Source organism: Brevundimonas terrae (genome assembly GCF_011761985.1).
GTDB classification, from domain to species: Bacteria; Pseudomonadota; Alphaproteobacteria; order Caulobacterales; family Caulobacteraceae; genus Brevundimonas; species Brevundimonas terrae.
Map to the genome: position 1 here is coordinate 309699 of NZ_JAASQT010000003.1, position 26567 is coordinate 336265.

The window sequence follows — 26567 nt, forward strand, 5'->3', positions numbered from 1 at the left end:
ATATGAACTAAAAAGCCCCGAGGTTTTCCTCGGGGCTTTTCGTTTGGGGCTTGGCCTATCAGCCTGCGCCGAGGGCGACAGCGATGTGATAGGTGATGAAGGCGGCCAGATATGCCAGAGCGAACAGGTAGATCACAAAGATCGCCGTCCACTTCTTCGAGCCCATCTCGCGCTGAACCACACCGATGGTGGGCAGGCACTGCGGGGCAAAGATGTACCAGGCGAGGAAGGACAGGCCCGTCGCCAGCGACCAGTCATTGGCCAGCACAGTGGCCAAGGTGCCGATGTTTTCCTCGGCACCGGCCACCGAGTAAACGGTGCCCAGAACGGCCACGGCCACTTCACGCGCCGCCATGCCGGGGATCAGGGCGACAACCATCTGCCAGCTAAAGCCGATAGGAGCGAAGATAGGCTCCAGGAACTTGCCCATCATGCCCGCGAACGAATAGTCGATCGCCGGACCCGTTGCGCCTTCAGGCGGATAGGGGAAGGTCGACAGCGCCCAGACGATAATCATCAGCGGCAGAATGATCTTGCCCGCGCGTTTCAGGAAGATTTTGGCCCGCAGCCACAGGTTCATCAGCACCGACTTGATGTCCGGCATCTTATAGGCGGGCAGTTCCATCATGAACGGCTCGACCATGCCGCGCCACAGCACTCGGCGGATCACCAGCGACACCAGAAGCGCGCTGACAATGCCACCTGCATAAAGACCGAACATCACCAGTCCTTGCAGGCTGACCCAACCCCACACCGTCGTGTTGGGAATGAAGGCTGCGATAATCAGGGTATAGACCGGAATACGCGCCGAGCAGGTCATCAGCGGCGCAATCAGGATGGTGGTGAACCGGTCGCGTTTGGCATTGATAACCCGCGTGGCCATGATGCCCGGAATAGCGCAGGCAAAGCTGGACAATAGCGGAATAAAGGCACGGCCATGCAGGCCTGCCCCGCCCATGATCTTGTCCATCAGGAAGGCGGCACGGGCCATATAGCCCAGATCTTCCAGCGCAATAATAAACAGGAAGATCAGCAGGATTTGCGGCAGGAAGACCAGCACGCTGCCGACGCCGCCTATCAGGCCGTCCACCAGCAGGCTTCGCAACAGGTCATTGGTGACCGTCGCCCCCAGCCATTGGCCCAATAGGGCAAAACCGGCCTCGATCCCGTCCATCGCCGGAGTGGCCCAGGTGAATACCGCCTGGAACATCACAAACAGAACGCCGAACAGAATGGCCAGACCGGCCACCGGATGCAGCAACACCGCATCCAGCTTGCCCGTCAGCGTATCGGGACGGGCGGGCGGCTGCACATGCGCCTTCATCAGACGCTCGGCCTCGCGGTGGGCAGTACGCACCTCGGCAGCGGACGGCGCATGCCATTCGCTCTGGTGCGCGGCGTGTTTGGCCTGTTCCTCGACGGCGGCGATCAATTCCGGCAGGCCGCGCTTGCGCGTCGCCACCGTGGTGACAACCGGCATGCCCAGATCACGCGACAGACCTTCAAGGTCGATCTGCAAGCCCTGACGCTGGGCGATGTCATACATGTTGAGGGCCATCACCATCGGGCGGCCCACCTGTTTCAGTTCCAGCGCCAGACGCAGGACCAGACGTAGGTTGGTGGCATCGGCTACACAGACCAAAACATCCGGTGCAGCCTCGCCTTTGCGGGTGCCCAGCACCACATCGCGGCTGACTTCCTCGTCCAGCGAACGGGCGCGCAAGGAATAGGTGCCAGGCAGATCGGTGACGATCAGCGACTTGCCATCCGTCCCCTGCACGCGGCCTTCCTTGCGCTCGACCGTCACGCCCGCATAGTTGGCGACCTTCTGGTGCGAACCTGTCAGGGCATTGAACAGCGCCGTCTTGCCGCTGTTGGGATTGCCGACCAGCGCAAAGCGAAGCGATTTGACCATAGCGTCCATCAGGCTTCGCCTCCAATTTCGATATTCAGGCTGGCGGCCTCGCGGCGACGCAGCGCCACGCGCATGTCATCGACCTTGAGCGCAATCGGATCGCGCCCGAACAGGCCTTCATGCAGCAACTCGACCTTGGCCCCCTCGACCAGACCCAGCTCCAGCAGGCGGCGTTCCAGTTCCACTTCGTGTTCTTCGTGATGGCAATGTGTGCCAACCTGCACGATCACGCCACGATCTCCACGCCGCGCTTCACTCAACCTGATGATTTTGGACATTGTTCTCTGAATTTGCTGGCGCAGTCGCAGCACCCGTTCGTCTTTGAGAGTGATTATCACCTACTAATACGCGGCGTCCAGTAAGCGGGCGGTATATTGCGGTTATGACAAAGCTTACCCACAGGGCGTTCTGTCCCGTTGCAGAGGCCGACCATTGGGCTACAACCCCGACAACGGAGATCGCCCATGCCCTTTTCAATCGTCCTGAACCCGCAGACCCGTATGGTCCCCCTCATGGCCGGATGCGCCCTGTTGCTGGCCGCCTGTGGTTCCGGCGGCGAGGTGGCCGACAGCGCACCGCCAGCGGCCAAGCGCCCCGAGCCGACGCAGGAACAGAAACTGGCCCTGCTGGCCGCCCTGCCCGCCCCCTATAACAGTGGTGATCTGGAAAATGGCCGTCGCGTCTTTGCCCGCTGCCGTTCGTGCCACACCATCACCGAGGGCGGCCCCAACATGACCGGCCCGAACCTGTACGGTCTGTTCGGCAGCACGGTCGGCACCCACGAGAAATACCGCTACTCCAACGCCCTCAAAGATGCCGACTTTGTCTGGGATGCCGAAAAGCTGGACGAATGGCTGCTGCGCCCGCGCGACTTCCTGCCCGGAAACAAGATGAGCTTCGTCGGCATCGCCAGCGAACAGGACCGCAAGGACGTCATCGCCTTCCTCAAGGTCGAAACCGGCTACGCCCCCGATATGGAAAACCCGTAAGTTGCATACTGGAAGCAAAGCCCCCTCAAGCAACGAGCGACCGCGTCGCGAGCGTTAGGGGGCACTCTAAAAAGCTCGCCTCTCAAGCAGTGAGCCATCGCGTGGCGAACGTTAGAGGCGAGCGTCCCGCCCAAACAAAAAGAGCCGCCCCTTGGGGCGGCTCTTTGCAGTTTTGGCCAAGATCAATGAGCGCTCAAATCGGGCACCTTGCCCTCGGCACGTTCCTGCGCTTCCCATTCCTCGATCTTGCGCGAGGTATAGTCAGGCGACTTGGTGAAACGGGCCAGAACGCCATAGATCACCGGCACGATGAACAGGGTCAGCAGGGTTGCAAACAGCGCCCCGCAGAAGATCACCACACCAATGGTCTGACGGCTGCCCGCCCCTGCCCCCTGCCACAGCATCAGCGGCAGCGCGCCAAAGGCCGAGGCCAGCGACGTCATGATGATCGGGCGAAGACGCAGGGCCGAGGACTCGATGATGGCCTCGCGGATCGAACGTCCCTGATCGCGCAGCTGGTTGGCGAACTCGACGATCAGAATGCCGTTCTTGGCCGCAACACCGACCAGAATGATCAAGCCGATCTGGCTGTAGATGTTCAGGCTGGAGCCCGCCATCAACAGGCCGAACAAACCACCCGCCGCCGCCAGAGGCACGGTCAGCATGATGACCGCAGGCGTGATCCAGCTTTCGAACTGGGCCGCCAGCACGAGGAAGACCAGCAGCAGAGCCAGCACAAAGGCCCACATCACCGCGCCACCGGCCTCGGCCTGATCGCGGGCCGTGCCGCCCCAGCGGATATTGACCACGCCCTGAGGCTGTTTGGCAGCTTCGTCGTTCAGGAACTGGACGGCATCGGCAATCGTCATACCCGGCGTCAGGTCTGCCGACAGGGTGATGGCACGCTGGCGGTCCAGACGGCGACGATCCGGCGTATCGCCCGATGTCTTGGTCGTAACCACCGATGACAGCGGCACCAACTGGCCCGCACCCGTCGAAACATACAGACCTTCAAGGTCCGACACATTGCGACGGTTGTCGCGGTCGGTTTGCAAGATCACATCATATTCCTGACCGCCCTTGATATAGGTGGTCGCGCGACGCGACCCGAACATGGTTTCCAGCGTACGGCCAACCTGCTGCGAGGAAACGCCCAGAGCGGCGGCTTTTTGCGGATCCACATCGACCAGCAGACGCGGCGCGTTCGGTTCATAGTTCATACGCGGACGCGAGAAGCCCGGGTTTTGCATCGAGGCCGCCATAACCGGACGCAGCCAGTTATAGATGGCCGCATAGTCGGAGCCGGTCACGATCATCTCGACCGAGTTACCGCCGCCGCCACCACCGCGCTGGAAGGCACCCGGCGTCGAGGCGTTGACCTGTGCGCCCGTCTGGTTACGCAGACGGCCGTTCAGTTCCTGGGCAATATCGGCCGCCGGACGATCACGCTCTGACCAGTCGGCCAAATTCATGATGATGTTGCCCGAGTTGAAGGAGCCGCCACCAAAGCCCGGCGACGTCACCAGATAGTTGTTCACCTCGCCGCTCTCACGGTAATCCTCGAGGATCGGTTCGATCCCCAGCAGGATCTCGCGGATATAGTCATAACCCGCGCCTTCCGGCCCTGCGACACGCACCATGACGCGACCACGGTCTTCGTCCGGTACCAATTCGTTCGGCAGGGCCAGAGCCATACCGACCGCACCCGCACCGACCAGCACCACGGCGGCAATCACGCCACCCACCGCAATACGGCGACCCATCAGCATGTTGAGCGAGTTGACGTAGGAGTTTTTCAGCTTGTCCATGGCGTAATCGACCTTGCGGCCCAGCCACCCCGTCGAGGAGGTCGGACGCAAGATCTTGGACGCCATCATCGGCGACAGGCTAAGCGCAAGGAAGGCCGAGAAGCCCACCGCTGCGGCAATCGCAGCGGCCAGCTCAACAAACAGACGCCCCACATAACCCGGTAGGAACATCAGCGGCGCAAACACCGACAGAAGCACAATAGTGGTCGCGACCACCGCGAAGAACACCTGACGCGCCCCGCGCTCGGCGGCGATCAGTGGCGGCTCGCCCTGATCCAGACGACGCTGGATGTTCTCGACCACCACAATGGCGTCATCCACCACCAGACCAATCGCCAGCACCAGTGCCAGCAGGGTCAGAAGGTTCAGCGAGAAGCCCAGCGGTGCCAGAATGATAAAGGTCGCCAGCAGACAGATCGGGGCCACCACTGACGGCACGATGGCCGCGCGCAGACTGCCCAGGAAGATAAAGTTGACCAGCGCCACAAGCGCCATCGAAATGCCGATGGTGATCCAGACCTCGTCAATGGCGTGCGAGGTAAAGACCGAGTTGTCGGAGCCGACTTCCAGTGTCGTACCGGCAGGCAGGCTGCCGCGTACTTCTTCCATCAGCTTGCGGGCACCCGCACTGATTTCAAGGTCGTTCGACTGGGCCTGACGGGTGATGGCCAGACCGATCTGGTCGATGCTGTTGCCACGGAACAGGCGGCGATGCTCGACCGGCCCCTCTTCGACACGGGCAATATCGCCCAGACGCGTCACATAGGTGGCCGTGCCGGTCAGGCCGCTGGCCGAGGCGGCACCGCGCGTACCGATCGGCAGGTTGGCAAAGTCCTCTGGGCGCGAATAGTTACGCGCCACACGAACCGTATAATCCTTTTGGCTGGCCTCCAGCGAACCGGCAGGCAGTTCAACATTCTGGCTGGTCAGGGACTGTTCGACATCCGTAACCGTCAGGCCGCGCGCCGCCATGGCGGCGGGGTCCAGCCAGATACGCATGGCATAGGTCTGGTCACCGAAAATATTGACCTGCGCCACACCCGGTACGGTGGCAAAACGGTCCACCAGATAGCGGTCGGCATAGTCCGTCAGCTCCAGACGGTTCATCGTCGTCGAGCGCAGGAACAGGATGATAATCGGAGAAGAATCCGAGTCCGCCTTGGACACGGTCGGCGGATCGGCCTGATCGGGCAGACGGCCCATAACGCGCGAAACACGGTCGCGGACATCATTGGCCGCGTCGTCGATATTACGGTCCAAACGGAACTCGATATTGACGTTGGAGCGGCCGTCGCGGCTGGTCGAGGTAATCCGCTCGACGCCCTGAATACCGGCAATCTGTTGCTCGATCGGCTCGGTAATCCGGCTCTCGATCACCTCGGCAGAGGCACCGGCATAAGACGTACTGACCGACACCACCGGCGGGTCAACGTCGGGAAGTTCACGCACCGGCAGCATGAAGAAGGCTGCCAGACCGATGACACACAATACAATGGCCGCAACCGCCGCAAAGACCGGACGGCGGACCGATACATCGGACAACATCATTAGCGGTCAGCCTTGGCTTGGGCTTGTGCTTGGGCTGGTGCCTGAGCTTGTGCAGTCTGTCCCTTGGACTTGTCCTCGGTCCGCACCGGCGCACCGGGTTGAATCCGGTTCAGGCCAGATGCCACCACACGATCATTGAGCGACAGGCCCGTAACGATCTCGACAAAGCCGCTTTCAACCGAGCCGGGCTGGACCTCGACACGCTGGGCCATGCTGCCCTGCTCGCCACCGGCGATACGGTACACAAAAGCACCCGCGCCTTCGTACTGGACCGCCGCTTCCGGCACAGCCAGCGCCTGACGCTGACCTTGGCGCACAGCGACACGCATCATCATGCCCGGACGGATATCACCACCCGGATTGGGGAATTCGGCACGGGCGGTCACAGCGCGGGTCTGCTCGTCCACACGCACATCCATCAGGGCAATTCGGCCCTCAAAGGTGCGGCCCGGATAGGCATCTGCAGTTGCCGTCAGCGCCGTTCCGGCCCGCAGGGTCGAAAGGAAGCGCTCCGGCACAGCAAAGTCCACACGGATGCTGCTGAGATCATCCAGCGTGGTGATAACCGTCCCCGGACTAATCAGCGTGCCCGGCGTTACGGTCGTCAGACCCAGCACGCCCGCGAACGGTGCGCGCAAAATACGGTCACCACGGCGGGCCTCGGCTGCGGTCACTGCGGCGCGGGCGGTTTCCAGTGCCGTTTCGGCATTTTCGGCCATCACACGCGGCGCGACGCCACGTTCGGCCAGAATTTTATAACGGTCATACTCGCGCTGGGCCTGCGTCAGCTGGGCACGCGCCTGAATGATGGCAGCGTCTTCCTCGGCGGCTTGCAGTTCGACCAGCGGAGCCCCCACGCGCACGGCCTGTCCGTCATTGAAGAAGACCCGCGTCACCAGTTCCGAGGTCGAGGAAGTGATATTGACCGAACGCAGGCTGCGGGCCACGCCCAGAACCTTCAGATCATCGCTGAATTCACGCGATTGCGGGCTGGTCGCCTCGACCAACTGCCCGCCCCCTCGGCCGCCCGGACCACCCGGCCCCGTCGGGCCGTCATTAGCCAGCGCAATCTTGAGAACAGCCGCAACCAGCATCAGGGCAACAACCGCCCCCGCCACGATAATAAAAAAATGGCGCTTGATCACGCTCGTTACTCTCCCCGACACACTGCGGTTCCGCATAACGCCTGTACGCGTTAGTGCAAATGAAACTGATTAAACGACGCTGTTTGGTGGTTCCGTCGGTTAAAAACGTTTCCACAAAGCCACAATCGGCCCATCACCTGCAGGAATATTGCGTCCGGCGGTTGTGGCACGCCAACCGGCCTGTACGGACCAGTCATTCCAGTGGCGCACAATCCCCGCCTCAAGCGTCAGCCAGCGCGCCCCGCCGACATCGCTTTCGATATCGGCCTTGCCCGCATAAAACTGGGCCATGGCCATGTAGTTTTCACGAAAATGAACACCCAAAGTGCCTTCCGCCCGCACTTCATCGGCCAAACCATCGCGCCAGCGCTGGGCCAGTTGCAGTTCGTAAAATCCGGGATAGCGACCGCCGAAACTGCGCCCAGCCAGCACTCTGAGATCGGCCTCCTGCTCGCCCTCGCCCGCAGATCCCCATGCCGCATTGCGACCTTGGGTATCGGACACATAGCTGGCCTGTAGCGAGACCTGCCAACCGTCCTTGTCCAGAGCCTGCCAGCGTCCGCCGATTTCCACCGGCCCCATGCCGCGATAGCGGTGAAATCCGTCATCGGCATCCTGCCAGTCGGTTTTGACCAACAGAGTCACGCGCTCGCTCAGGCCATACTCCCCCCAGACCGACAGCACATGGTCCTGCCGCTGTTGGAGCAAGGCCACCTGATCCCCGTCCTCGTCAAAACGAAAGCTGGACCAGACCGGCTCGTATTTGACGATCACCAGCCCCTGTCCCTCGGGCTGGTTCCACGCCCCCGCCATCACAGGGCCGGCCAGTGCCGTTCCTGCGATGACCACCAGTGCGCCCAACCGATGAAGCAGCCCCCCCGAGTGCTTCATCAGGCATCATAACCGGGTGATCGTCGATCCAGTTGGCGCAGTGCGCCCGCCCATGCCAGAGCCGCAATCATGCCTACGCCCTGACCTTGGTATTTTGTCTCTTCCTGCGCGGCATCGGGGGCGTGCAATACGTTTTCAACGCCAGCCGACAGGGCCGCCACCTGTTGTGCACAGGCCCGCTCAAGGAAGAACATCCGCACCCACGCTGCCGCCGCCGTCTCTCCAACCGCCAGCGTGCCGTGATTGCGTAAAAGCATCATGTTCTTGTGGCCCAGATCGGCCACAAGACGCTCGCGTTCGTCATGGTTGAGCGCCAGCCCTTCATAACCATGATAGGCCACATCGTTCTGCAACAGACAGGCATTCTGGCTCAGCGGCAAAAGGCCATGCTTCTGGGCCGCCACTCCGACGCCCGCCACGGTGTGCAGGTGGATGACGAAATGGGCATCGTCACGCGCCGCATGCACAGCCGAATGGATCGTAAAGCCCGCCGGATTGATAAAGCTGTCGGTGTCCTGAACGACGTTCCCGTCCAGATCGACCTTTACCAGCGAGGAGGCCGTGATTTCCTCGAAATAATAGCCGTAGGGATTGATCAGAAAATGCGTTTGCGGGCCGGGAACACGGGCGGAAATATGGGTGAAGATCATATCGTCCCACCCGTTCATCGCGACCAGCCGATAAAGGGCCGCCAGCTCTGTGCGCGTCTTCCATTCGGCCTCTGACACACTGGTTTTCAGGCCTGAATACTCGCCGTCAGCCATCGGATTTTCCTTCCCTCAAAGACCCGCCCATTCGCCCCGACACTGTTATGCGAAAGCGTCACCGTCAAGCTGCGCGGTTAACCCTGTTTTCATAGGGTCCAACTAGAAATAGCCACCTGCTATTCGGAGTTTTCCGCGTTTGCCGTCCCCGGACATGCCAAGATCAGAATCGATCAACCTTGATACCCTTCGCCAACTCACCAGAAAGGTGCAGTCGCGACCGGTGACAGACCAGACTCGTCTCGTCATGACTCTGGCCGATGCCTATGCCCGTTTTCAGGGGCCACAGACCATTCACGGCAAGCTGGGCACTGTGTTTGTCGAGCTAGTGCGCGTTGTCGAACACGATGTGCGCCGTGGCCTGTCGCGCCGCCTTGGCTCTGCCGACTGGCTGCCGGTCGAACTGGCGCGTGATCTGGCCCGCGACGAGATCGAGATCGCCACGCCGGTGATTTCCGCCAGCCCCCTGCTCAACGAAAACGACCTGTTACAGCTTCTGGCCACGGCCACGACCGAGCACCGGCTACAGGTCGCCCTGCGTCCGGGGCTTGCGGCCAAGGTTTCGCAGGCCATTCTGGACAGTGACGAGCCTCTGCTGCTGACGGCGCTGGCGTCAAACATCTATGCCCAACTGCCCGATGACGGTCTGGAGCGTCTGGTCGATGCCTCGCAGAATATTGTCGGCATCCGCCAGCCCCTGTGCGCCCATCCGGCCCTTGATGAAGCCTTGGCCGAGCGCCTCTATCGCTGGGTCGCCAATACGCTGCAAGACGACCTGTGTGCGCGCTTCCCGCACCATGCCGCCAAGCTGAAACTGGCCATGAGCGACACCGTCCAACAGTTGCAAGACGCCCGTATCGCCATGCGTATGCATGATAGCGGCCGCCTGACCCCTGCCAGCCTGATGCGGTTTGTGCGCGAGAACCGCCACACCCTTTTTCTGCAATCCCTGTGTCTGCTGGCCGAGATTCGCACGGACGAACTGGATTCCCTGATCCGTCGCCCCAGTGCGCGCCATTTCTATCTGGCCTGTCTTGCCGCCGGTATCGACCGTGCGGCCTTCCCCGATGTGCTGGAAGGACTGCGCCGTCAGGGCATGAGCCTGCCTCCGCCCTTGCTGGACAGCGAGCTACGCCTTGGCGAACGCGACCGCTATCAGGCCAAGCTGGAACTTCGGGCCATTGTCGACTGCCTTGGCAACGCCTCCGCTTTGCACTGATACCATTCGATTAATTGTCACTCAGCATTTGACTTGGACGCCAAGCTCGGCTTGCCTGACACCGTGACCCAGACAGCGCCACTTCCGACCCTGCATTTTGTTGCCAGCGACCGTCCCGAGGCGCGCGAGGCCTGCCAGCGCCTGCAAGACCGCTATGGCATTGTGCCGCTCAAGGATGCCGACATCATCGTGGCACTGGGCGGCGACGGCTTCATGCTGGAAACCCTGCACACCAACCTCAAAATGCAAAAGCCGGTCTTTGGCATGAACTGGGGTTCGGTCGGTTTCCTGATGAACGACTATTGTGAGGACAACCTGCCCGAACGGCTGGCCGAAGCCGACCGGACGATCCTGCACCCGTTGCAAATGGATGCGTGGGTGGAAAGCGGACAGGTCCATAGCGGACTGGCCATCAACGAAGTGTCGCTGCTGCGTCAGACCCGCCAGACGGCCAAGCTGCGCGTCAGCATCAATGACAAGGTGCGCCTCGAAGAACTAACCTGCGACGGGTGTCTGGTGGCCACCCCTGCCGGATCGACCGCCTATAATCTGTCGGCCCACGGTCCGATCATCCCGCTGGATGCGCCCAGTCTGGCCCTGACCCCGATCAGCGCGTTTCGTCCGCGTCGCTGGCGCGGGGCTCTGCTGTCGCACACCGCCAAGGTTCGCTTTGATGTTCTGGAAGCCGACAAGCGTCCCGTTTCTGCCACCGCCGACAATTTCGAGGTCCGCCGCGTCCATCGTGTAGAGGTTCGCGAGCGCCGCGATATCAGCCTGACCATGATGTTCGATGCGGGCCGCACCTATGAGGAACGCGTGCTGGCCGAACAGTTCGCGGGATAAATTACAGAAATTCTTAAGCCCGAGGCTGCAGACTATAAAGCCAGTCTAGGTAAGGATAGTTCAGTGACCCAACGGCCCGAAATGATCCGCCGTCCCAACATCCTGCGTTCCAAGGTCGGTGGAAGCTTTGGCGGTATTGATGCCGCCGCGGTTGCCCGCGCCGAAGAAGCCCTCAAAACCCTGTCGTCCCAGTTCGGGCAATGGCTACAGGACGAGATGGTCAAGCTGGAAGCCGCCGAAAATGCTATTCGTAGCGAGGGCTATAACGCACAGACCGCCGAGGCCCTTTATTTTCGTGCCCATGACCTCAAGGGTCTTGGCACCACCTACGAATATCCGCTGGTCACCCGTGTCGCAGGCAGCCTGTGCCGCCTGATGGATGACGCCGAACATCGGCTGAATGCGCCATGGCCCTTGATCGAAGCCCATATCTCGGCCATCCGCGCCATTGTCCGAGACAAGATCCAAGCCGAGGATCATCCGGTGGGCCGCGAACTGGCCGAGGCGCTGGAAGCCGAGGTCAAAGCGTTTCGCACCTAGGCGTTCCGACGACTAGGCCACCGCAATACGCGGACGTGCGGCATAGGCATGATCGCGTGTCGGCACCATATCCAGCCGGTCCATCAGGTAATCCAGATCGTCACGGCCCAGAGTGTTCATCTGGGTCATGAAACGCTCCAGCATGCGCTGACGGAACGCCTCGGCATCCAGCTCTGCACCCTCTGCCTGAATATTGCGCCATGTATCGACGGCAGCGCGAAACGCAGAGAACAGGCGCGGCGGCAATCCACCACGGTCATAGATTGCCCGCAGGCCCAGTGGTCCGGCATCATGGATCATCAGCCAGGCACGATGGTGCGGCACCTGCGCCAGAACAGACAGACCATGCTCGAACAAGGCCATCTGCCCCCGCGCCACAGCGCGTAACAGCAGTGAGGCGTTCAGCGCCCTGCGGGCATGAAGCGTGCGGACGAATTCCGGCACATTCTGGCTGCGGATCGCTTCATCCAGCAGGTCCAGCGTCGCCCTTTCGCGGGCAAAGTCCGACAGGCGCACCGCCGCTTCAAGCGGCACCTTATGGCGGGTGATCAGATGCTGCTTCACCTGCTCGGTCGCCACCAGAACCAGACGGTCCACTATGGACGGCGGCAGGATGTGACGATTGGCCAGCGTGGCGACGGTTTCCTCGTCATGGCCAAAACGGTCGACCGCAATCGACATGGCCCGCTCGGAAAAATCGGCATTGTCATTGGCCGCCAGACGACGAACCGCCTCGATACCCGCATCCGAGGCCACAACCTCGGCCACGTCGCGGTTCAAGCCGTGACGCGAGGCCACCGCAATCTGTGCGTGGGTGCGTCCGGCCCGTATAATGGCGATCAGGTCATCATCGCCAAAGACCGGCGACTGGCTGATCATCGGAATGGCAATCGTGTCGATATCGGCCGCCAGACGCAGAGCCACCTCGGTCGGCATCAGCGTCGAAGCCCGCAGCGTCACAGACAATGCCCGCCGGACCAGCTCGGCCGCATCACGCGACAAAAAGGCAATCACCTTTTGCGCGGCGGCTCTCTCTTCGTCGGACATATCCATACGGTCCATGCTGCGGCACAGTTTATGTGTCGCAGTGGCACGTTCCTCCTCGACCTCTGAACGGATCAGAAGTTTCAGATCAGTCTCGTTCACAAGGAGGGAACCACTCGCCATGATACCGCTCTCAAATCGAAATTTCAGGATTTAAGCCAAAGCTTAACCATCAGCACGTTAATCGAACGTTACGATTTGATACAAGAGCAAAACGGACTCAATTGTGCCGTTTTTGCACATTGGTGTTATTTGCTCGTCAAACAGGGTCGCTAAAGGCACCCTTGAAGTGACTACTTTCGCCCTGATTGAGCAAGAGCGCCAACAATCCCTGATCCTGCTTCAGACGGTCCAGACGCGCCGCCAGTGCCAGTTCCTTGTCACTGAGAGATGGCATGGCCGGTTTGTCCGCCCCGCCCAGAATCGGCGTTGCGCCCCCTGCGGTGCTTTGCAGATTGGCATAGACCTCGGCCACCGTGGCGGCACGGCCCTGCTTGTAGAAGATCGAACGGTTGGCCGATGCCGCATCGGGGAACAGGGACGCCGCACTGCTATTGGGGCGCGCATGCATGGCCTCGATCAGACGCGCCGCGCCTGCCGGTCCCAAAAAGTGCGCGGCATACAGATCGCCGCCATTCGGCTCTCGGCCCGTGCGGCCACGCAAGTATGAAGCATTGGAGGCGGTCAGTTCTCCGGCCATGGTCGAGGCCGCCTGCGGATCAAAGCGCAGGTCCAGCACCACATTGCGGGCCGATCCCCTCACCTGCCAGCGCCCGTCGCCGCCCTGATAGATCAGATCCGCATACTGGCCATAGCCATGCTTGTGGCCATGCTGTTTGACGGTGGACAGCCAAGTTTGTTCGATGAACTGGAACAGGCCGGACGCCGAAGAGGTCCGCGCCTTGGCATCGGGATTAAACCCGCTTTCGCGACGTGCGGTCTTCATCAGGAAATCGAAATCGACACCCGTCGTCGAAGAGGCCCGCCGGATGGCTGCCTCTACGCCTCTTGAAGAAGGAATCGCTCCAACGCTCATATGCTAACGGTCGCTAACCAAGGTTAACGACACCTTAACACGGAACCGCTGCCGTTAACGAATCGGTATTGAAAACAGGCTGCAAGCCCGTTTGTCCACAAAACGCCGTAATCCAAGCGCTGCAATACCCTCAGGTCTGGGGAGGCCTGCGATTGGAGGCGCAGATCATGATGATGATGACGCGTGCTGTTGGCGGAGCGAATCTGTCCGCCATTCTCGATCACCGCCCGACGAATCTGTCGTCGCGACGTATGTGGATTGCCTTGTTGGGGACCGCGCTGGCCGCCCATGTGGGTGTCGGTCTGTTCCTCTATCACCAGAAGTTCGAAATCACCCTTGCGCCGCAAACGGCACCGGAAGTTCCTAGAACCATCGTCTATCTGGACCCGCCGCCCAAGCCGCTGGAGCCCGAGGTCGCCAAGGCGGCCCCTGCCCCTGCGCCCAAGCTGAACAGGCCCGAACAGGTCATCGAAAGCCCCGTGCCGCCACTGGTGTCACCGGTCAATGATGCGCCAGCAACGGCCACGGGACCGGCGATCACCCTGTCCACGCCCGTTGCCCCCGATGCCACCGGCACGAAACCGGCCGCCACGCCCGCGCCTAATCCGCCGTCTGTCATCACCCGTCCCAACTGGATCCAGCAACCGACAGCGGACCAACTGATGCGGGCCTATCCCGATGCCGCCATCGAGCGCGGCATTTCAGGCAATGCAGTTCTGAACTGCGCGGTGCGGGTCAATGGCACACTGACGGACTGTCAGGTCACGTCGGAAACGCCTGCGCGTAACGGCTTTGGCCGCGCCGCCACCAACCTGTCGCGCTATTTCCGCATGAGCCCGCAGACTGTGGACGGCCAAGCCGTTGACGGTGCGCGTGTTACGGTCGGAATCCGCTTCGATCTGACGGATTAAGCACACGATGGGGATCGAGGGTCCGTTCGGTCACGGACTGGCCCTCGATCTCGGCGCGTAACTGGTTGGCGACCAACGGGGCCAACAGCCAGCCATTGCGGCGCGGGGCCAGCGCCACATAAAGTCCGTTGCCCACTTCCCCCACCAGCGGCAGACCATCGGGCGATGCCCCGCGCACACCGGCCCGCCATTCGAGCTCGATCGGGCGCGGTTCTTCACCCAATAGCGCCCATGCCGCCGCCAGCATGGCCTCGCAGCATTCCATATCCGGCTCCAGATCGCGCACACCGGCTTCCATGCTGGCGCCGATCACGCTGCCGCCCGCAAACGGCCCTGCATTGACCGGGGCGACATAGGCCCCCTCGCCACGCAGCACATGGTCGCTCAATCGCTCACGGGTAATGCCGATCAGACCACGGATCGGGACGATGCTGTCGATAATGCGCGTCACCGCATCCGGCAGGCCCACAATGGCCGCCGCCGCCCCTGTGGCCAGCACCAGTTTGGGCGCGCTGACAACACCTTCGGATGTCACCACCAGCCAGTCATCCCCCTCGCGGAAGATAGCCTCGGCAGTGGCGTTGATGCGGGTAACCCCCTCGCCCATCACTTCCAGCGCCGCAACAGGGTCCAGCTTGGCATCCTCGTGCGTCAGCAGGGTCTGGCTGGCGGCGTCATAGCTATGGGCGAAGTCGTGGCGCTGCATCTGCAGCATCAGGCGCTCGGCCCCCTCGCCACGCCATTCGGCAGGCATCTCCTGAAGATCAATGCCGGTGCGTGTCGCAAACACATCCCACAGCATCCGGCTCATTTTCAGCATATCGCCGACATGCACCGGCAGGCCGTCAATCGCCGCCTCCATGGCAGGGGCGATCATCCCCGCCGCCACAGCAGACGCAGAAGGCGTATCAGGTGCCACCACAGTTACGGCATGTCCGGCCAGTTTCAGCTCGGCGGCCGTTGCAAGGCCAAAAGCCCCTGCGCCAATGATGACGATATCGGGTGAAGTCATGAGAAATTACTGGCGCAGAATTAAAAAAGAGGCACGGAAGTCCTTCGACCGCCCGTGCCCCGATTTCAAGTCGCTATGCGATTATTCCGCTGCGAGGCGGGCCGCACGCGCATCTTCCAGACGCTTGGTAAGGGCCGCATGCTGGTCCCACAGGGCTTGCGGAAGACGATCACCGAACTTCTCGTAGAAGGCCGGAATCAGGCTGGCTTCTTCGGTCCAGACCTCGGCATCGACGTCCAGCAGCGTCGAAAGCTGGGCATCGCTCAGTTCCACACCCGACAGGTCCAGAGCTTCGCGCGACGGTACATGGCCAACCGGCGTGCTGACAGCCTCGGCCTTACCTTCCAGACGATCCACAACCCATTTCAGGACGCGGATATTGTCGCCAAAGCCCGGCCACACGAACTTGCCGTCCTGATCCTTACGGAACCAGTTGACGAAGAAGAAGCGCGGCAGCTTGGAAGCGTCCGGTGCCGATGCACCAACCTTCAGCCAGTGGTTGAAGTAGTCGCCCATATTGTAACCGCAGAACGGCAGCATGGCGAACGGGTCACGGCGCAGTTCGCCGACCTTGTTTTCAGCCGCAGCCGTACCTTCCGAGGCGACGGTCGAGCCGAGGAACACACCGTGCTCCCAGTCAAACGCTTCGGTCACCAGCGGCACAGCCGAGGCGCGACGACCACCGAAAAGGATAGCGTCGATCGGCACACCGGCCGGATCTTCCCACTCCGGTGCGATCGACGGGCACTGACCGGCCCAGACGGCGAAACGCGCGTTCGGGTGGGCGGCAGGCTCGCCCGACGACGGATCGTGCGGCTGGCCCTTCCAGTTGGTCAACCCTTCAGGCGCTTCCTTGGTCAGACCTTCCCACCAGACGTCGTTGTCTGCAGTCAGGGCGACATTGGTGAAGACCGTGTCTTTCACCAGCGAATCCAGAGCGTTCTTGTTGGTGTTGCGACTGGTGCCCGGTGCCACGCCGAAGAAGCCCGCTTCCGGGTTCACGGCATACAGGCGACCATCGGTGCCATAACGCATCCATGCGATATCGTCGCCGACCGTCTCAGCCTTCCAGCCGTCCAGCGTCGGTTGCAGCATGGCGAGGTTGGTCTTGCCACAGGCCGACGGGAAGGCCGCAGCGACGTATTTCACAACGCCTTCAGGGCTGGTCAGCTTGAGGATGAGCATGTGCTCGGCCAGCCATCCCTCGTCGCGGGCCATGACCGAAGCGATACGCAGCGCATAGCATTTCTTGCCCAACAGGGCGTTGCCGCCATAGCCCGAGCCATACGACCAGATTTCGCGCGTTTCAGGATAGTGGACGATCCACTTGTCGTCATTGCACGGCCACGCGACATCGGCCTGACCTTCGGCCAGCGGTGCGCCCAGCGTGTGGACCGCCGGAACGAACACGCCATCGGTGCCCAGTTGTTCCAGAGCGCCCTTGCCCATACGGGTCATGATGCCCATCGATACAGCCACATAGCCGCTGTCGGTGATTTCTACGCCCAGAGCCGAGATGTGCGAACCCAGCGGGCCCATGCAGAACGGCACCACATACATGGTGCGGCCCTTCATGCAGCCATCGAACAGGCCGTCCATGCGTGAACGCATTTCAACCGGATCGGCCCAGTTGTTGGTCGGGCCGGCATCGGCCTGATCTTGCGAGCAGATGAAGGTGCGGCTTTCGACGCGAGCCACATCCTTGGGATCGGAGGCGGCATAATAGCAACCCGGACGCTTGGACTGATCCAGTGCCTTCAGCGTGCCCTTGCCGATCAGGTCAGCAATGATGGCCGATTTCTCGGCTTCAGAGCCGTCACACCAATGCACACGGTCCGGCTTGGTCAAAGCTGCGATCTGCGACACCCAGGCGACAAGGCCTTCGTGTTGCGTCGGGGCCGGAAGAAGGCCGGGGATGGATTGGCTCACGTCACGCTCCTTAGCGTCCACTTACTGGGACAGTTGTGACGCGAAAGAACACCACGATCACAACAGGTTTCAGCGGCCAATGGACCGCACCGTCCGCTAGGTCAAGACTTTGCAAACCAATGTTGCGATGCAATAATTTGGATTATTCCAGATTCTGCTTAATTCTTATGGGCGTGTGCAGCGTCCACGCGCTAAGTCTTCGGTATGCAGACAATGGACACACAGCAGACTGCGCCCTCGGGCGGTCTTTTTTCACCCGCTGCCGCGCGCAATAGCGACGCGATTCTGGGTTTGCTGTCGGCACATCTTCCCGCGCGCGGCCATGTTCTTGAAATTGCATCCGGTTCCGGCCAGCACGCGATGGCTGCGGCGCGCGCCCTGCCCGATATTGTCTGGCAGCCGTCCGACCCATCATCCGAGGCCCTGCAAAGCATTGAGGCATGGCGCACGGCGGATCCCCTGCCCAACCTGCGCGCGCCGTTGCGCGTGGACATGACGGCCCCCGATACATGGCCAGAACAGACATATGATGCCATCGCCTGCATCAACATGATCCATATCAGCCCTTGGCAAGCGACCGAGGGCCTGATGGCATTGGCAGGCCAGGTGCTGCCGGTCGGGGGCCTTCTCTATCTTTACGGGCCTTATCTGGAAAAAGACGTGCCGCTGGCCCCGTCCAATGCCGCCTTTGACGAGAGCCTGAAAAGCCGCAACCCCGCATGGGGTCTGCGGGACAGCCGCGATGTCTCGCTTGAGGCCAAAAAGCACGGGCTGCGCTTTACCCGCCGTGTCGAGATGCAGGCCAATAATATCAGCCTGATGTACCGCCGCTTCTGATCCTTTCTAAAACCGTCGCCAGAGCGTAAACACCCGCCCTGACCGGAGACTCCCCATGGCCTTTATCCGCACCTATGACGGCGACGAACCCGTTCGCATCAACAAATGGCTGGGCCAGTCAGGCGTCTGCTCGCGCCGTGAGGCCGAAGCCCTGATTGCCAAGGGCTTTGTCACCATTGACGGCGAGATTGTGCGCGATGCCGGTCGCAAGATCGAAAAGGGCCAGACCCTGACGCTCGATAATGATGCCGAAGAAGCGCTTCAATCCGGCATCACCATCATTCTGCACAAGCCGGTCGGCTATGTTTCGGGCCAGCCGGAACCGGGCAAGATTCCCGCCGTGCGCCTGCTCTCGTTCAAGAACCGCGACGATGACGGCTATATCCCGCGCCGCGACGAGAGCTTGCCCCCGATCGGTCGCCTCGACGAGGATTCACGCGGCTTGCTGCTGCTGTCGTCGGACGGCGTGGTCGCCAAGGCTGTGATCGGCCCTGAATCGGAACTAGACAAGGAATATCTGGTCCGCGTCGACGGCACGATCACCCAGACCAAGCTCAACCTGCTGCGTCAAGGTCTGGAGCTGGACGGGCGCAAGCTGAAACCGGCCAAGGTCGATCTGATCCGTGGACAGGACCTGCGCTTCATCCTGAAGGAAGGCCGCAAACGCCAGATCCGCCGGATGTGCGAAATGGTCGATCTGGATGTTATCGACCTGTTCCGCATCCGCGTCGGCCCGCTGTCTCTGGGTTCCCTGCCCGAAGGCCGCTGGCGTCATATCACGCCAGCAGAACGTGAAGCCCTCATCAAGGGCAGCGTCGGCTAGACCGACAGGCTGGAGGCGACTTTCACCAGTCGCTCCAACTCTGCGACATGGGCAACGAAGGCTTTTTTGCCCGCGGGTGTCAGCGATAGCCATGTGCGCTGTCGCCCGCCCATTGCTGCCTTGCGAACCGCGACATAGCCCGCCTCTTCCAGCGCCTTGACGTGTTTGGACAGAACCGAGTCCGACACTTTTATACTGTCACGGACGACAGCAAACTCGGCTTCGGCTGCCGACAGGATGGCGCAGATTTGCAAACGTCCGGGCGCGTGGATCAGGGCATCAAAAACCGGCACCGCCATTACACGTCCCTCACGTCTTGGCGGTAAAGCCGCATCCACACGCGGCTGCCGACATAACCCAGCAGGCCACCGGCCAGACCATTGACCACCGGCACCCAGTAGATCTGCTGAACCTTGCCGAACCAGATGCTCAGCCCCATCAGGCCGATCAGAACAGTCGCCAGTATAATGGCCGCCCATCGCGCCCGTTTGGGGCTGTAGCCATTAACCCAGACGCCTTTTTCGGCCTGCCATTTACGCATGATGACGACCAATATCGCCAGAGCGATGGCCACGCTGGGCAGGCTGAAGGCCGTCGGGAAACCCTGACCGGCCACAAGCAGGCCACAGGCCAGCGCATAGCCACCATCATACCACCACGGCCAGTGGTCCATCTTGGCCAGAGTCTGCTCGCGCGTGCTGCGGATCAGGTCCAGCGCCTCTTGCGGGGTTTGGTCTTCGGTCATGGCTCGTCCCTCACTTTCCACAACGGAAAATGATCGAGACTTTCCATATCGTCAAGTGATAACTTTCCAGATTGGAAAGTTTGCAAAGCCCTAGACCTGCGCCTCGCTGCGATCCTTGATGACTTTCAGGACTGTGCTGTGGAAGTCGTTCAGGAAAACCCTGCCCCACAGAGCACAATAGGCATTGATCGGCGTGGCCATGCGATAGCGCGTCGTCAGGGTCAGGCGGGTGCGGTTGTTCGGCAGGTCTTCCAGCACATAGTCACCACGCGCCAGCTTCAGATAACTGCTGTCCACATCGATATGGGCCTCAACGGCATCGGGAATGGAATCCGGTCCGAAGCGGAAATCCCATGCCAGACGGCGATCCTGATCCCAAGCCGTCACCACCTCTTCAAACCGAACACCCTTGGTCCAGCGCAACTGGCGGACAGCACCAACGCCCTGCCCCTCCATGCGGGCATTCACCGGCGTGGGCACACCCACCACGTTGTGGCTGAAGGTCGGTTTTAGCTCGGGTTTGCGGATATCGCGGATTTCGACCGTATGCGCCCAGACATCTGAACGAGGCGCGTCGATCTCAATAACCGTCACCACCTGCTCGTCCACCATCCGGTAATCCAGATGAGGCTCGAACGGAGCCAGCAACAAGGGGGCGAGGATCATCAGCGGTGGCGTGTGACGCAATGCACGTTTGCGAAGGAGCGCAACCGTCAGGCTCGACCCGAGAGTTGCGCCTGCAAAGAAGAAGGGCGCAGCCATCGCCACACAGATTCCGCCTTCGCGGAACACAATGATGCTCAAAACCAGCAGCACCGCGATGCCGATCAGGGCCCATTTCAAATGGGTGCCGATTGAGGCGCGCCCCAAAGGATCAGCCACCGCCGAAAACACGCTGGCAATGGCCATGGGCATGAAGATCAGCCCGCTGATGAACAGCATGCCCCCGTTAGCCTGCCAGATCAGCAGATAAAGCACCGCCGCATAGGCCAGCGACAGGCCCAGGCCCAGATACAGACGCTTGCGTAGCAACCGGCTCGCCCTATCGTCCATGCGCTTAAGCCTCCCCCTGTTTCGGCCAGCCTATCCGAACATTGTGCTCTGCCGTCCTAGCGCAGCGCCTTGAACCACTGTTCCAGCATCACCGTCTCGGCGCGCTGGGCGGCAGCACGAAGGGTGGCTTCTTCGTCCGCACCCCAACGCTCTTCGGTAAAGGCTTCGTCCAGACGCGACAGATCATAAGCGGTTGCACCATCCAACTCGCCCTGTTGCAGGGCCAGTCCCAGAATGGCCGAACCCAGTAGCGGTACAGCCATAGCCAGACCCGACAACTGGAAATGATCCAACGACAGGGCCAGCACCTTGACCTTGTCCAGCGAAGCCTGATCCTGTGTCTGGTGGATAATGCCCTGCACCGGCACCAGACGGATGCCGTGGGTTTGCTCGGCCCAGTTGCGCCACTGGCCCCATTCACGCTCCTGACGCTCGATCAGGGAACGCGGCGCTTCGGCGAGGTAACAGGTCAGGTCGTTTCCGGCATAGGCGGTGATTTCATCGGCCACGGCCTCCATCACCTCGACCACGCGGTCGATGGCCGTCGAGGCCAGACGGGTTGCAGGCATGGTGCCCGCATCCAGAAACTCGCCCTGAGCCGCCCATTCATCCGCCACTAGCTTCGCAGCCGTCTCGGTCGGCAGCACCAGTTTGCGATGGACGGGCGTCTTGGGTGTACGGCCATCCAGTTGCACCGCCCAGCCGTCTTCGGTTTCGGCCACGTCCGCAGCCTTCCAGAAGCGTTTGATACGCTCTTCGGATTCCTTGAAGCCCTTACGGGCAGCGACGTTCGGGTCCAGCGGGGGAATGTGGCTCATAGCTCTACTCTAGTCTCAAATCTTGGCCGCAAAACGCACCAGCGCCGCTTCCAGATCAGGAAAATCCTTGGCCACATGGGTCGCACCGGCCGCAAGCTGTTCTTCCACCGTATGGAAACCCCAGCCCACGCCCTGTCCGGCCACCTTGGCATTGGCCGCCATCAGCATATCGTGACTGGTGTCACCAATCATCACTGTGCGTTCCAACAAGCCGTCATTCTTGTGCACAGCCGCCAAAAGCATCGACGGATCGGGCTTGCCAGGCCCGTCCGAGGCACAGTGGGCCGACAGGAAAAGATCGCTCCATTCGGGCCGTGCCAGATTACGCGCCACGCCGCGACTGTTCTGGCCCGTCGCAATCGACAACTTCCAGCCGTCCTTTTTCAACAGACGCAGCGTATCCATCACCCCGTCATAAAGCGGCTCTTCGTGACCGGCCTCGTAACGGGTGCGAAAACTGTTCTGGAAGGCAGCGACGAACTCGGCCAGCTCTCCCATGGTCAGTTGCGGCTCCAGTACATGCAGCGCCTTGTCCAGCGTCAGTCCGACAATCTGGCGCACTCGGTCATAGCTGGGTTCCGGCAGGCCAAGCACCTTTGCCGCTTCGCACGCCGCCAGATGGATAGAGGCACGGCTGTCCACCAGCGTGCCATCCACATCAAACACCGCCAGCGGCGCATCAAAAGCAGTCATAAATACTCGGTCGTAAAACTCAGGCCGGAACCAGATCAAACGCAATGGTCAGCCGCTGATGATCATCATCAAACGGCAGGGTTCCATGCCACATACAGGACGGGAACAATACCAGCTTGCCCGGTTCCGGCTTTTCGACTTTCAGCGGAACCAGCGGTTGTTTCAGGTTAAAGGGCGGTACACCGAACCCGATCCAGCCCTCCTGCCCGCCCCTGTCCACCGCAGGTGGCAGGTCGATATAACAGGCCGAGGACAGCCAGCCCTTGGAATGGATATGGGCCTCGTGGAAGCCGCCCGACCGCAGGCGGATCGACCAACATCCGGCGAAGCGGTATTCGCCCGTATTACGGCTGCGGACCGGATCGTTGCCTGTCCCCAGTGCGGCCAGATAACGCCGGATCGGCCCGTCAATGGCGCTAAAGAAGGCCTTGATGGCCGGATCATCCACACGGCGTAAATCCACCGGAGTCTGCGATCCGTGACGCAGGCTCTGACCGATCGGGTGGCGGTTGAACGCATGCTGGGCCTCCAGCGCCACCTTAAGATCGGCCAGATAGGCCGACAGCGAGCCCCAACCGTCCGGCGTATCAATCTGCGTGGCGCGTATCAGACCATCGCCATCATCCAGCCCCAGCGGGTCTTTCTCGTCCGCCATCCGCAGGGCCGTGGCATGCAGGGCCAGTACGATCTGTTGTTGCCCTGCCGTCGGCAAAAGCTGCGACAGGATTTCACGCGCCTCGCCCACCTCGCCCGTTACCAGCAAGGCCTTGGCCAGGGTCGTCCATGACGCAATATCATTGGGTGGCAGGGCCACAGCCTTGCGGGCGTGCGCCACAGCCAGTGCCGGATCAAACGCCAGTGCCAAATGGGCGGCATCTGTCTCGATGCCCGCCACCTGCAAACCCGCCTTCGCCGCGCCTTGCGTCAGTTCTTGCCAAACCTCGCGTTCGGGCTGGCCCACATAGGCGTTAAAGATGGCCTGCGCCTGATGAAGCTGGGCAAGGGCCGGATGGCGCACCAAGGCTTGCGTATAGGGTTCACGCGCCGTCCCGACATCCGCGCCGGACATCCACAAGAGCTGCGCCTGCTCGTTAATGGCTTCCAGATAGTCACTACGGCGGGCCATAACCTCGCCATAGGCGGCTATGGCCTCTTCCAGCTTGTGCTGGGCCTGAAGGGCGCGGGCCAGAACCAGCCATGTCTCAGGTGCCTTACCGCCCAGAGACAGCGCCTTGCGGGCTTCTGTCTCTGCCTCGGCAGCAGCCCCCGCATCACCCAGCGCCGAGGCCAGATTATGATGGGCAACCATGCTGTTGGGTGCGGCTTTGACCTGTGCACGACGCAGAGGCACCACCGCTTCGGGGCGTTCCAGCGCCTTGAGGATGCTGATCCGCAAAGCCATCAGGGCTTCACGCTCCGACGCCGGAGCCGCCTCAACCAGAACCAACGCTTCTTGCAGACGCCCTAGCCCCGCAAGGGTTTGCGCCTGTTGTCCACGTTGTTGAAGCGACATCTGCATCATCCGATCCCCCCAGATCGTTTAGCGTTACGCCATTTAACGAATACGCTTCACATTTGCGAAGACGTCTTCGTCGGCATCCTGCTCGGTAAAGCCGAAATGCTCGAAACCGGCCCGCAGTTCAGGGCTGATCGGCGCTTCGACAATCAGCTTGCCGCCGCCCGGATGGTCCAGTTCGATCCGGCGGGCGTGAAGCTGAAGCTTCAAATTGCCCGACAATTCTTTCGACTTGTCGTCACCATATTTATGGTCGCCAAGGATCGGGTGACCGATGCCCGCCATGTGGGCGCGAAGCTGGTGCGTGCGGCCCGTAAACGGACGCAGCGCCATAAAGGCGGCGCGGTGCGAGGCGCGGCTGATCGTGGCATAGGCCGTCTCGGCCGTTTCCGCGTTCGGGTCCTTGCGATCCGCCGGACGCATCATCTCGAAATCGTTGATGCCGGTTTTCTTCAGCGCCATGTCGATCTGGCCTTCACCCGGTTTCGGGTTGCCGATGACAATGGCCCAATAGGTCTTCTTGGCCTGACGACGCGCAAAGGCACCGGCCAGACGCTTGGCCGCTTCCGGTCCCTTGCCCAGCAGCAGAACACCCGAGGTGTCGCGGTCCAGACGGTGAACCAGACGCGGGCGGTCCATGCCCTCGCCCCATGCCGACAACAGACGGTCAACATGCTTGGTCGTCTTGGTGCCGCCTTGAACGGCAAGACCGACAGGCTTGTTCAGCGCGATGACCATGTGGTCTTCATACAGAACCAGCGACTTGGCATAGTCGATGTCCTTCTGGCTCAGAACTTCACGCTCACCGGGAGCGCGAACAATCGCCTCGGGTATCGGCGGCACGCGCACAGCGGCACCGGCGGTCAGGCGACCTTCCGGCTTGATGCGGCTGCCATCCACGCGGATATTGCCCGCACGCGCCATTTTCTGGATCTGGATATTGGACAGGTGTGGCCAGCGACGCTTGAACCAGCGGTCCATACGGATGCCGTCTTCATCCTCGGCAACATAGAGGGTTTGAACTTCGCGGCTCATCCGAAAACCTTACGCATGACGGCTAGGCCAACGAACACCGCGACCACCGACAGAAAAACAGAAGCGAGCGCATAGAGGGCGGCTGTGGCCATCTCGCGGCGCTCAAGCATTTGAACCATCTCCAGCGAGAACGCTGAAAAGGTCGTGAACCCGCCCAATACGCCTACAACGGCAAAAAGGCGAATATTCTCGCTGGTCGTACTACTTTTAAATGCAAGCCAGCCTGTGAGCAGACCGATCACAAGCCCGCCAAGGACGTTTACGAACAACGTGCCCCATGGCCAGTTGCCCGCGCCCATAAGGCGAAAGGCCGCAACGCCCGCGCCATACCGCGCCATTGCGCCCAAGGCCCCGCCTGTTGCCACTAGCAGAATTTGGTTCATGCTGTGCCATAAACTGTTCAGCAGTCCTTGCGAAGGGAGCGTCTATGGCCAGCCCTATTCCGGTTCTGGTTTTGGCATCAGTGCATCACCTGCTTTTTCTCGGCCTGATCGTTATGATGGCGACACAACTGGCCCTGTTGCGGGTCAGGCCGGTTCCGGTGATCCGTCTGGCCAAGTTGGATCAGGGCTATGGCCTCTGCGCCGGACTGATCCTGATCTTCGGACTGATCCGCATATTGCACACGGAAAAAGGCTGGGACGCATACCTGTCCAACCCCTTTTTCTGGGGCAAGATGGCGGTGTTCGGCCTTGTGGCACTGCTGTCGATCATTCCCACCGTCAGCTTTCTGGGGTGGCGCAAACAGTGGGCCGGCGATCGCGGCTGGCAGCCACGCGAAACCGATATCCAGCGCATGCATCGCATTGTGCTGACCGAAATGGTTCTGGTCGGCGTGATACTGGTTATGGCCGCCGCAATGGCCCGTTGGCCGTTCTGAAACCCTAGAGACGGTTGCCGATAGATTCCATCACGCCGCGTGCCGAATAGACTTCGGGGCGGGCGGGCACAGAGCCACGACCCATGACGATCTCAAGCGTGGTCGAGGTCGGCTGCGGACCACTAAGGTTCAAGCCCAGCCCGACGCCCACACCCGAGGACGAATAGCCGCCATAGCGACCACCACCGGCCCCGATGGAAACCGTCGGGCGCACGCCGCCCGCACTGTCGGGACGACCATCGACCCAGCGTTGCGTGACCTCGAACCAGTCATAGCCCTGATCGGCGGTCAGTTGCGCGGCACGGTAAAGCGCACGGTCGGCCACAGGTGCGATAGCGCCCACACCATTATAGCTGACACGGAAGCGGTTGCTCTCGATCTGCTGCTCGGAATAACCCTGCCCGCGCGGCCCCATTTGCTGGCCATAGGGCGCAAGGCTGGCACAGGCCGTCAGCGCCAGCGCCGACGCCGCCAGTACCGTGACGGTGAAAACCTTCTTGCGGGACAGGATGGTCATGTCGGCATCTCCATTTGGCCTGACAGGTTTAGCGGATGATCGGCGCACATTGTTCC

27 protein-coding genes are annotated in these 26567 nt (G+C 61.3%); 8 read left to right on the forward strand and 19 right to left on the reverse strand.

Annotated elements, in window-relative coordinates:
• Positions 1-58: 58 nt before the first annotated feature.
• Together feoB and FHS64_RS09905 are read right to left on the reverse strand one after the other, a co-directional pair.
• Positions 59-1924 (reverse strand): ferrous iron transporter B, encoded by a 1866-nt coding sequence (gene feoB / locus FHS64_RS09900; RefSeq protein WP_167178035.1) that lies wholly within the window; start codon positions 1922-1924, stop codon positions 59-61.
• Complete coding sequence (locus tag FHS64_RS09905; protein ID WP_167178036.1) at positions 1924-2193, reverse strand: FeoA family protein; 270 nt, start codon at positions 2191-2193, stop codon at positions 1924-1926. The genes feoB and FHS64_RS09905 overlap by 1 nt, the downstream gene beginning before the upstream one ends.
• Before the next feature lie 186 nt (positions 2194-2379).
• Between FHS64_RS09905 and FHS64_RS09910 the strand changes: the two genes are divergently transcribed.
• Complete coding sequence (locus tag FHS64_RS09910; protein WP_243862913.1) at positions 2380-2904, forward strand: c-type cytochrome; 525 nt, start codon at positions 2380-2382, stop codon at positions 2902-2904.
• 182 nt (positions 2905-3086) lie between these two features.
• On the opposite strand, the gene FHS64_RS09915 is transcribed toward FHS64_RS09910, so the two are convergent.
• From FHS64_RS09915 to FHS64_RS09930, 4 genes are all read right to left on the reverse strand, one after another.
• Positions 3087-6257: an efflux RND transporter permease subunit gene (locus tag FHS64_RS09915; protein WP_208380875.1), complete on the reverse strand. Its 3171-nt coding sequence runs from the start codon at positions 6255-6257 to the stop codon at positions 3087-3089.
• A 2-nt stretch (positions 6258-6259) separates the two neighbouring features.
• Positions 6260-7405 carry an efflux RND transporter periplasmic adaptor subunit gene (locus FHS64_RS09920; RefSeq protein WP_167178038.1) on the reverse strand — a complete coding sequence of 382 codons (1146 nt, stop codon included), beginning with the start codon at positions 7403-7405 and terminating at the stop codon, positions 6260-6262.
• 99 nt (positions 7406-7504) lie between these two features.
• On the reverse strand, positions 7505-8296 hold the full coding sequence (locus tag FHS64_RS09925; protein ID WP_167178039.1) for a hypothetical protein: 792 nt from the start codon (positions 8294-8296) through the stop codon (positions 7505-7507).
• Complete coding sequence (locus FHS64_RS09930; protein WP_167178040.1) at positions 8296-9060, reverse strand: class II aldolase/adducin family protein; 765 nt, start codon at positions 9058-9060, stop codon at positions 8296-8298. Before FHS64_RS09930 ends, FHS64_RS09925 begins: the two co-directional genes overlap by 1 nt.
• 223 nt (positions 9061-9283) lie before the next feature.
• Between FHS64_RS09930 and FHS64_RS09935 the strand changes: the two genes are divergently transcribed.
• The 3 genes from FHS64_RS09935 to FHS64_RS09945 all read left to right on the forward strand — a co-directional run bounded on the left by FHS64_RS09935 (position 9284) and on the right by FHS64_RS09945 (position 11662).
• Positions 9284-10279 (forward strand): DUF2336 domain-containing protein, encoded by a 996-nt coding sequence (locus FHS64_RS09935; protein WP_167178041.1) that lies wholly within the window; start codon positions 9284-9286, stop codon positions 10277-10279.
• 63 nt (positions 10280-10342) lie between these two features.
• Positions 10343-11122 carry an NAD kinase gene (locus FHS64_RS09940; protein ID WP_167178122.1) on the forward strand — a complete coding sequence of 260 codons (780 nt, stop codon included), beginning with the start codon at positions 10343-10345 and terminating at the stop codon, positions 11120-11122.
• A 63-nt stretch (positions 11123-11185) separates the two neighbouring features.
• Positions 11186-11662: an Hpt domain-containing protein gene (locus FHS64_RS09945; RefSeq protein WP_341771139.1), complete on the forward strand. Its 477-nt coding sequence runs from the start codon at positions 11186-11188 to the stop codon at positions 11660-11662.
• Positions 11663-11674: 12 nt separating this feature from the next.
• On the opposite strand, the gene spbR is transcribed toward FHS64_RS09945, so the two are convergent.
• Positions 11675-12829: a SpbR family protein gene (gene spbR / locus FHS64_RS09950; RefSeq protein ID WP_167178042.1), complete on the reverse strand. Its 1155-nt coding sequence runs from the start codon at positions 12827-12829 to the stop codon at positions 11675-11677.
• A gap of 136 nt (positions 12830-12965) precedes the next feature.
• Positions 12966-13742, reverse strand: coding sequence for a transglycosylase SLT domain-containing protein (locus tag FHS64_RS09955; RefSeq protein WP_167178043.1), 777 nt, complete (start codon positions 13740-13742; stop codon positions 12966-12968).
• Between the two features lie 167 nt (positions 13743-13909).
• Here FHS64_RS09955 and FHS64_RS09960 point away from each other — a divergent pair, with 167 nt between their 5' ends.
• Positions 13910-14653 (forward strand): TonB family protein, encoded by a 744-nt coding sequence (locus tag FHS64_RS09960; protein ID WP_243862914.1) that lies wholly within the window; start codon positions 13910-13912, stop codon positions 14651-14653.
• Here FHS64_RS09960 and FHS64_RS09965 read toward each other — a convergent pair.
• Both FHS64_RS09965 and FHS64_RS09970 read right to left on the reverse strand, forming a co-directional pair.
• Positions 14619-15665: an NAD(P)/FAD-dependent oxidoreductase gene (locus FHS64_RS09965; protein WP_167178044.1), complete on the reverse strand. Its 1047-nt coding sequence runs from the start codon at positions 15663-15665 to the stop codon at positions 14619-14621. The genes FHS64_RS09960 and FHS64_RS09965 overlap by 35 nt on opposite strands.
• An 81-nt stretch (positions 15666-15746) precedes the next feature.
• On the reverse strand, positions 15747-17594 hold the full coding sequence (locus tag FHS64_RS09970) for a phosphoenolpyruvate carboxykinase (GTP) (RefSeq protein WP_167178045.1): 1848 nt from the start codon (positions 17592-17594) through the stop codon (positions 15747-15749).
• Positions 17595-17798: 204 nt separating this feature from the next.
• Between FHS64_RS09970 and FHS64_RS09975 the strand changes: the two genes are divergently transcribed.
• A complete protein-coding gene (locus FHS64_RS09975) occupies positions 17799-18431 on the forward strand; it encodes a DUF938 domain-containing protein (protein ID WP_167178046.1) in 633 nt (210 codons plus the stop codon).
• Positions 18432-18486: 55 nt separating this feature from the next.
• On the forward strand, positions 18487-19254 hold the full coding sequence (locus tag FHS64_RS09980) for a pseudouridine synthase (protein WP_167178047.1): 768 nt from the start codon (positions 18487-18489) through the stop codon (positions 19252-19254).
• Here FHS64_RS09980 and FHS64_RS09985 read toward each other — a convergent pair.
• The 8 genes from FHS64_RS09985 to crcB form a co-directional block, all read right to left on the reverse strand.
• Positions 19251-19553 carry a winged helix-turn-helix domain-containing protein gene (locus tag FHS64_RS09985; protein ID WP_167178048.1) on the reverse strand — a complete coding sequence of 101 codons (303 nt, stop codon included), beginning with the start codon at positions 19551-19553 and terminating at the stop codon, positions 19251-19253. The genes FHS64_RS09980 and FHS64_RS09985 overlap by 4 nt on opposite strands.
• Entirely contained in the window at positions 19553-19999 is a 447-nt protein-coding gene (locus FHS64_RS09990) for a hypothetical protein (protein ID WP_167178049.1), read from the reverse strand. Before FHS64_RS09990 ends, FHS64_RS09985 begins: the two co-directional genes overlap by 1 nt.
• Positions 20000-20089: 90 nt before the next feature.
• Positions 20090-21052 carry an SRPBCC family protein gene (locus FHS64_RS09995; protein WP_167178050.1) on the reverse strand — a complete coding sequence of 321 codons (963 nt, stop codon included), beginning with the start codon at positions 21050-21052 and terminating at the stop codon, positions 20090-20092.
• A gap of 56 nt (positions 21053-21108) precedes the next feature.
• Positions 21109-21870 (reverse strand): ATP12 family chaperone protein, encoded by a 762-nt coding sequence (locus FHS64_RS10000; protein WP_167178051.1) that lies wholly within the window; start codon positions 21868-21870, stop codon positions 21109-21111.
• 15 nt (positions 21871-21885) lie between these two features.
• Entirely contained in the window at positions 21886-22563 is a 678-nt protein-coding gene (locus tag FHS64_RS10005; RefSeq protein ID WP_167178052.1) for an HAD-IA family hydrolase, read from the reverse strand.
• Between the two features lie 19 nt (positions 22564-22582).
• On the reverse strand, positions 22583-24076 hold the full coding sequence (locus FHS64_RS10010) for a putative 2OG-Fe(II) oxygenase (RefSeq protein WP_167178053.1): 1494 nt from the start codon (positions 24074-24076) through the stop codon (positions 22583-22585).
• 42 nt (positions 24077-24118) lie between these two features.
• Positions 24119-25114 carry an RluA family pseudouridine synthase gene (locus tag FHS64_RS10015; protein WP_167178054.1) on the reverse strand — a complete coding sequence of 332 codons (996 nt, stop codon included), beginning with the start codon at positions 25112-25114 and terminating at the stop codon, positions 24119-24121.
• Positions 25111-25497: a fluoride efflux transporter CrcB gene (crcB, locus tag FHS64_RS10020; RefSeq protein WP_167178055.1), complete on the reverse strand. Its 387-nt coding sequence runs from the start codon at positions 25495-25497 to the stop codon at positions 25111-25113. Before crcB ends, FHS64_RS10015 begins: the two co-directional genes overlap by 4 nt.
• 44 nt (positions 25498-25541) lie before the next feature.
• On the opposite strand from crcB, the gene FHS64_RS10025 reads away from it, so the two are divergent.
• Entirely contained in the window at positions 25542-25994 is a 453-nt protein-coding gene (locus FHS64_RS10025) for a DUF2214 family protein (protein WP_167178056.1), read from the forward strand.
• Between the two features lie 4 nt (positions 25995-25998).
• Here the strand turns inward: FHS64_RS10025 and FHS64_RS10030 are convergent, their stop codons facing one another.
• The gene (locus FHS64_RS10030; protein WP_167178057.1) at positions 25999-26511 is read right to left on the reverse strand and encodes a CC0125/CC1285 family lipoprotein; all 513 of its coding nucleotides are present in this window, start codon (positions 26509-26511) and stop codon (positions 25999-26001) included.
• Positions 26512-26567 lie beyond the last annotated feature (56 nt).

Bases quoted from the DNA above. Each gene is read 5' to 3' on its own strand.
- feoB (WP_167178035.1), bottom strand. From the start codon at position 1,924: ATGGACGCTATGGTCAAATCGCTTCGCTTTGCGCTGGTCGGCAATCCC.
- FHS64_RS09905 (WP_167178036.1), bottom strand. From the start codon at position 2,193: ATGTCCAAAATCATCAGGTTGAGTGAAGCGCGGCGTGGAGATCGTGGC.
- FHS64_RS09910 (WP_243862913.1), top strand. From the start codon at position 2,380: ATGCCCTTTTCAATCGTCCTGAACCCGCAGACCCGTATGGTCCCCCTC.
- FHS64_RS09915 (WP_208380875.1), bottom strand. From the start codon at position 6,257: ATGTTGTCCGATGTATCGGTCCGCCGTCCGGTCTTTGCGGCGGTTGCG.
- FHS64_RS09925 (WP_167178039.1), bottom strand. From the start codon at position 8,296: ATGAAGCACTCGGGGGGGCTGCTTCATCGGTTGGGCGCACTGGTGGTC.
- FHS64_RS09930 (WP_167178040.1), bottom strand. From the start codon at position 9,060: ATGGCTGACGGCGAGTATTCAGGCCTGAAAACCAGTGTGTCAGAGGCC.
- spbR (WP_167178042.1), bottom strand. From the start codon at position 12,829: ATGGCGAGTGGTTCCCTCCTTGTGAACGAGACTGATCTGAAACTTCTG.
- FHS64_RS09955 (WP_167178043.1), bottom strand. From the start codon at position 13,742: ATGAGCGTTGGAGCGATTCCTTCTTCAAGAGGCGTAGAGGCAGCCATC.
- FHS64_RS09960 (WP_243862914.1), top strand. From the start codon at position 13,910: ATGATGATGATGACGCGTGCTGTTGGCGGAGCGAATCTGTCCGCCATT.
- FHS64_RS09965 (WP_167178044.1), bottom strand. From the start codon at position 15,665: ATGACTTCACCCGATATCGTCATCATTGGCGCAGGGGCTTTTGGCCTT.
- FHS64_RS09975 (WP_167178046.1), top strand. From the start codon at position 17,799: ATGCAGACAATGGACACACAGCAGACTGCGCCCTCGGGCGGTCTTTTT.
- FHS64_RS09980 (WP_167178047.1), top strand. From the start codon at position 18,487: ATGGCCTTTATCCGCACCTATGACGGCGACGAACCCGTTCGCATCAAC.
- FHS64_RS09985 (WP_167178048.1), bottom strand. From the start codon at position 19,553: ATGGCGGTGCCGGTTTTTGATGCCCTGATCCACGCGCCCGGACGTTTG.
- FHS64_RS09990 (WP_167178049.1), bottom strand. From the start codon at position 19,999: ATGACCGAAGACCAAACCCCGCAAGAGGCGCTGGACCTGATCCGCAGC.
- FHS64_RS09995 (WP_167178050.1), bottom strand. From the start codon at position 21,052: ATGGACGATAGGGCGAGCCGGTTGCTACGCAAGCGTCTGTATCTGGGC.
- FHS64_RS10000 (WP_167178051.1), bottom strand. From the start codon at position 21,870: ATGAGCCACATTCCCCCGCTGGACCCGAACGTCGCTGCCCGTAAGGGC.
- FHS64_RS10005 (WP_167178052.1), bottom strand. From the start codon at position 22,563: ATGACTGCTTTTGATGCGCCGCTGGCGGTGTTTGATGTGGATGGCACG.
- FHS64_RS10010 (WP_167178053.1), bottom strand. From the start codon at position 24,076: ATGTCGCTTCAACAACGTGGACAACAGGCGCAAACCCTTGCGGGGCTA.
- FHS64_RS10015 (WP_167178054.1), bottom strand. From the start codon at position 25,114: ATGAGCCGCGAAGTTCAAACCCTCTATGTTGCCGAGGATGAAGACGGC.
- crcB (WP_167178055.1), bottom strand. From the start codon at position 25,497: ATGAACCAAATTCTGCTAGTGGCAACAGGCGGGGCCTTGGGCGCAATG.
- FHS64_RS10025 (WP_167178056.1), top strand. From the start codon at position 25,542: ATGGCCAGCCCTATTCCGGTTCTGGTTTTGGCATCAGTGCATCACCTG.
- FHS64_RS10030 (WP_167178057.1), bottom strand. From the start codon at position 26,511: ATGACCATCCTGTCCCGCAAGAAGGTTTTCACCGTCACGGTACTGGCG.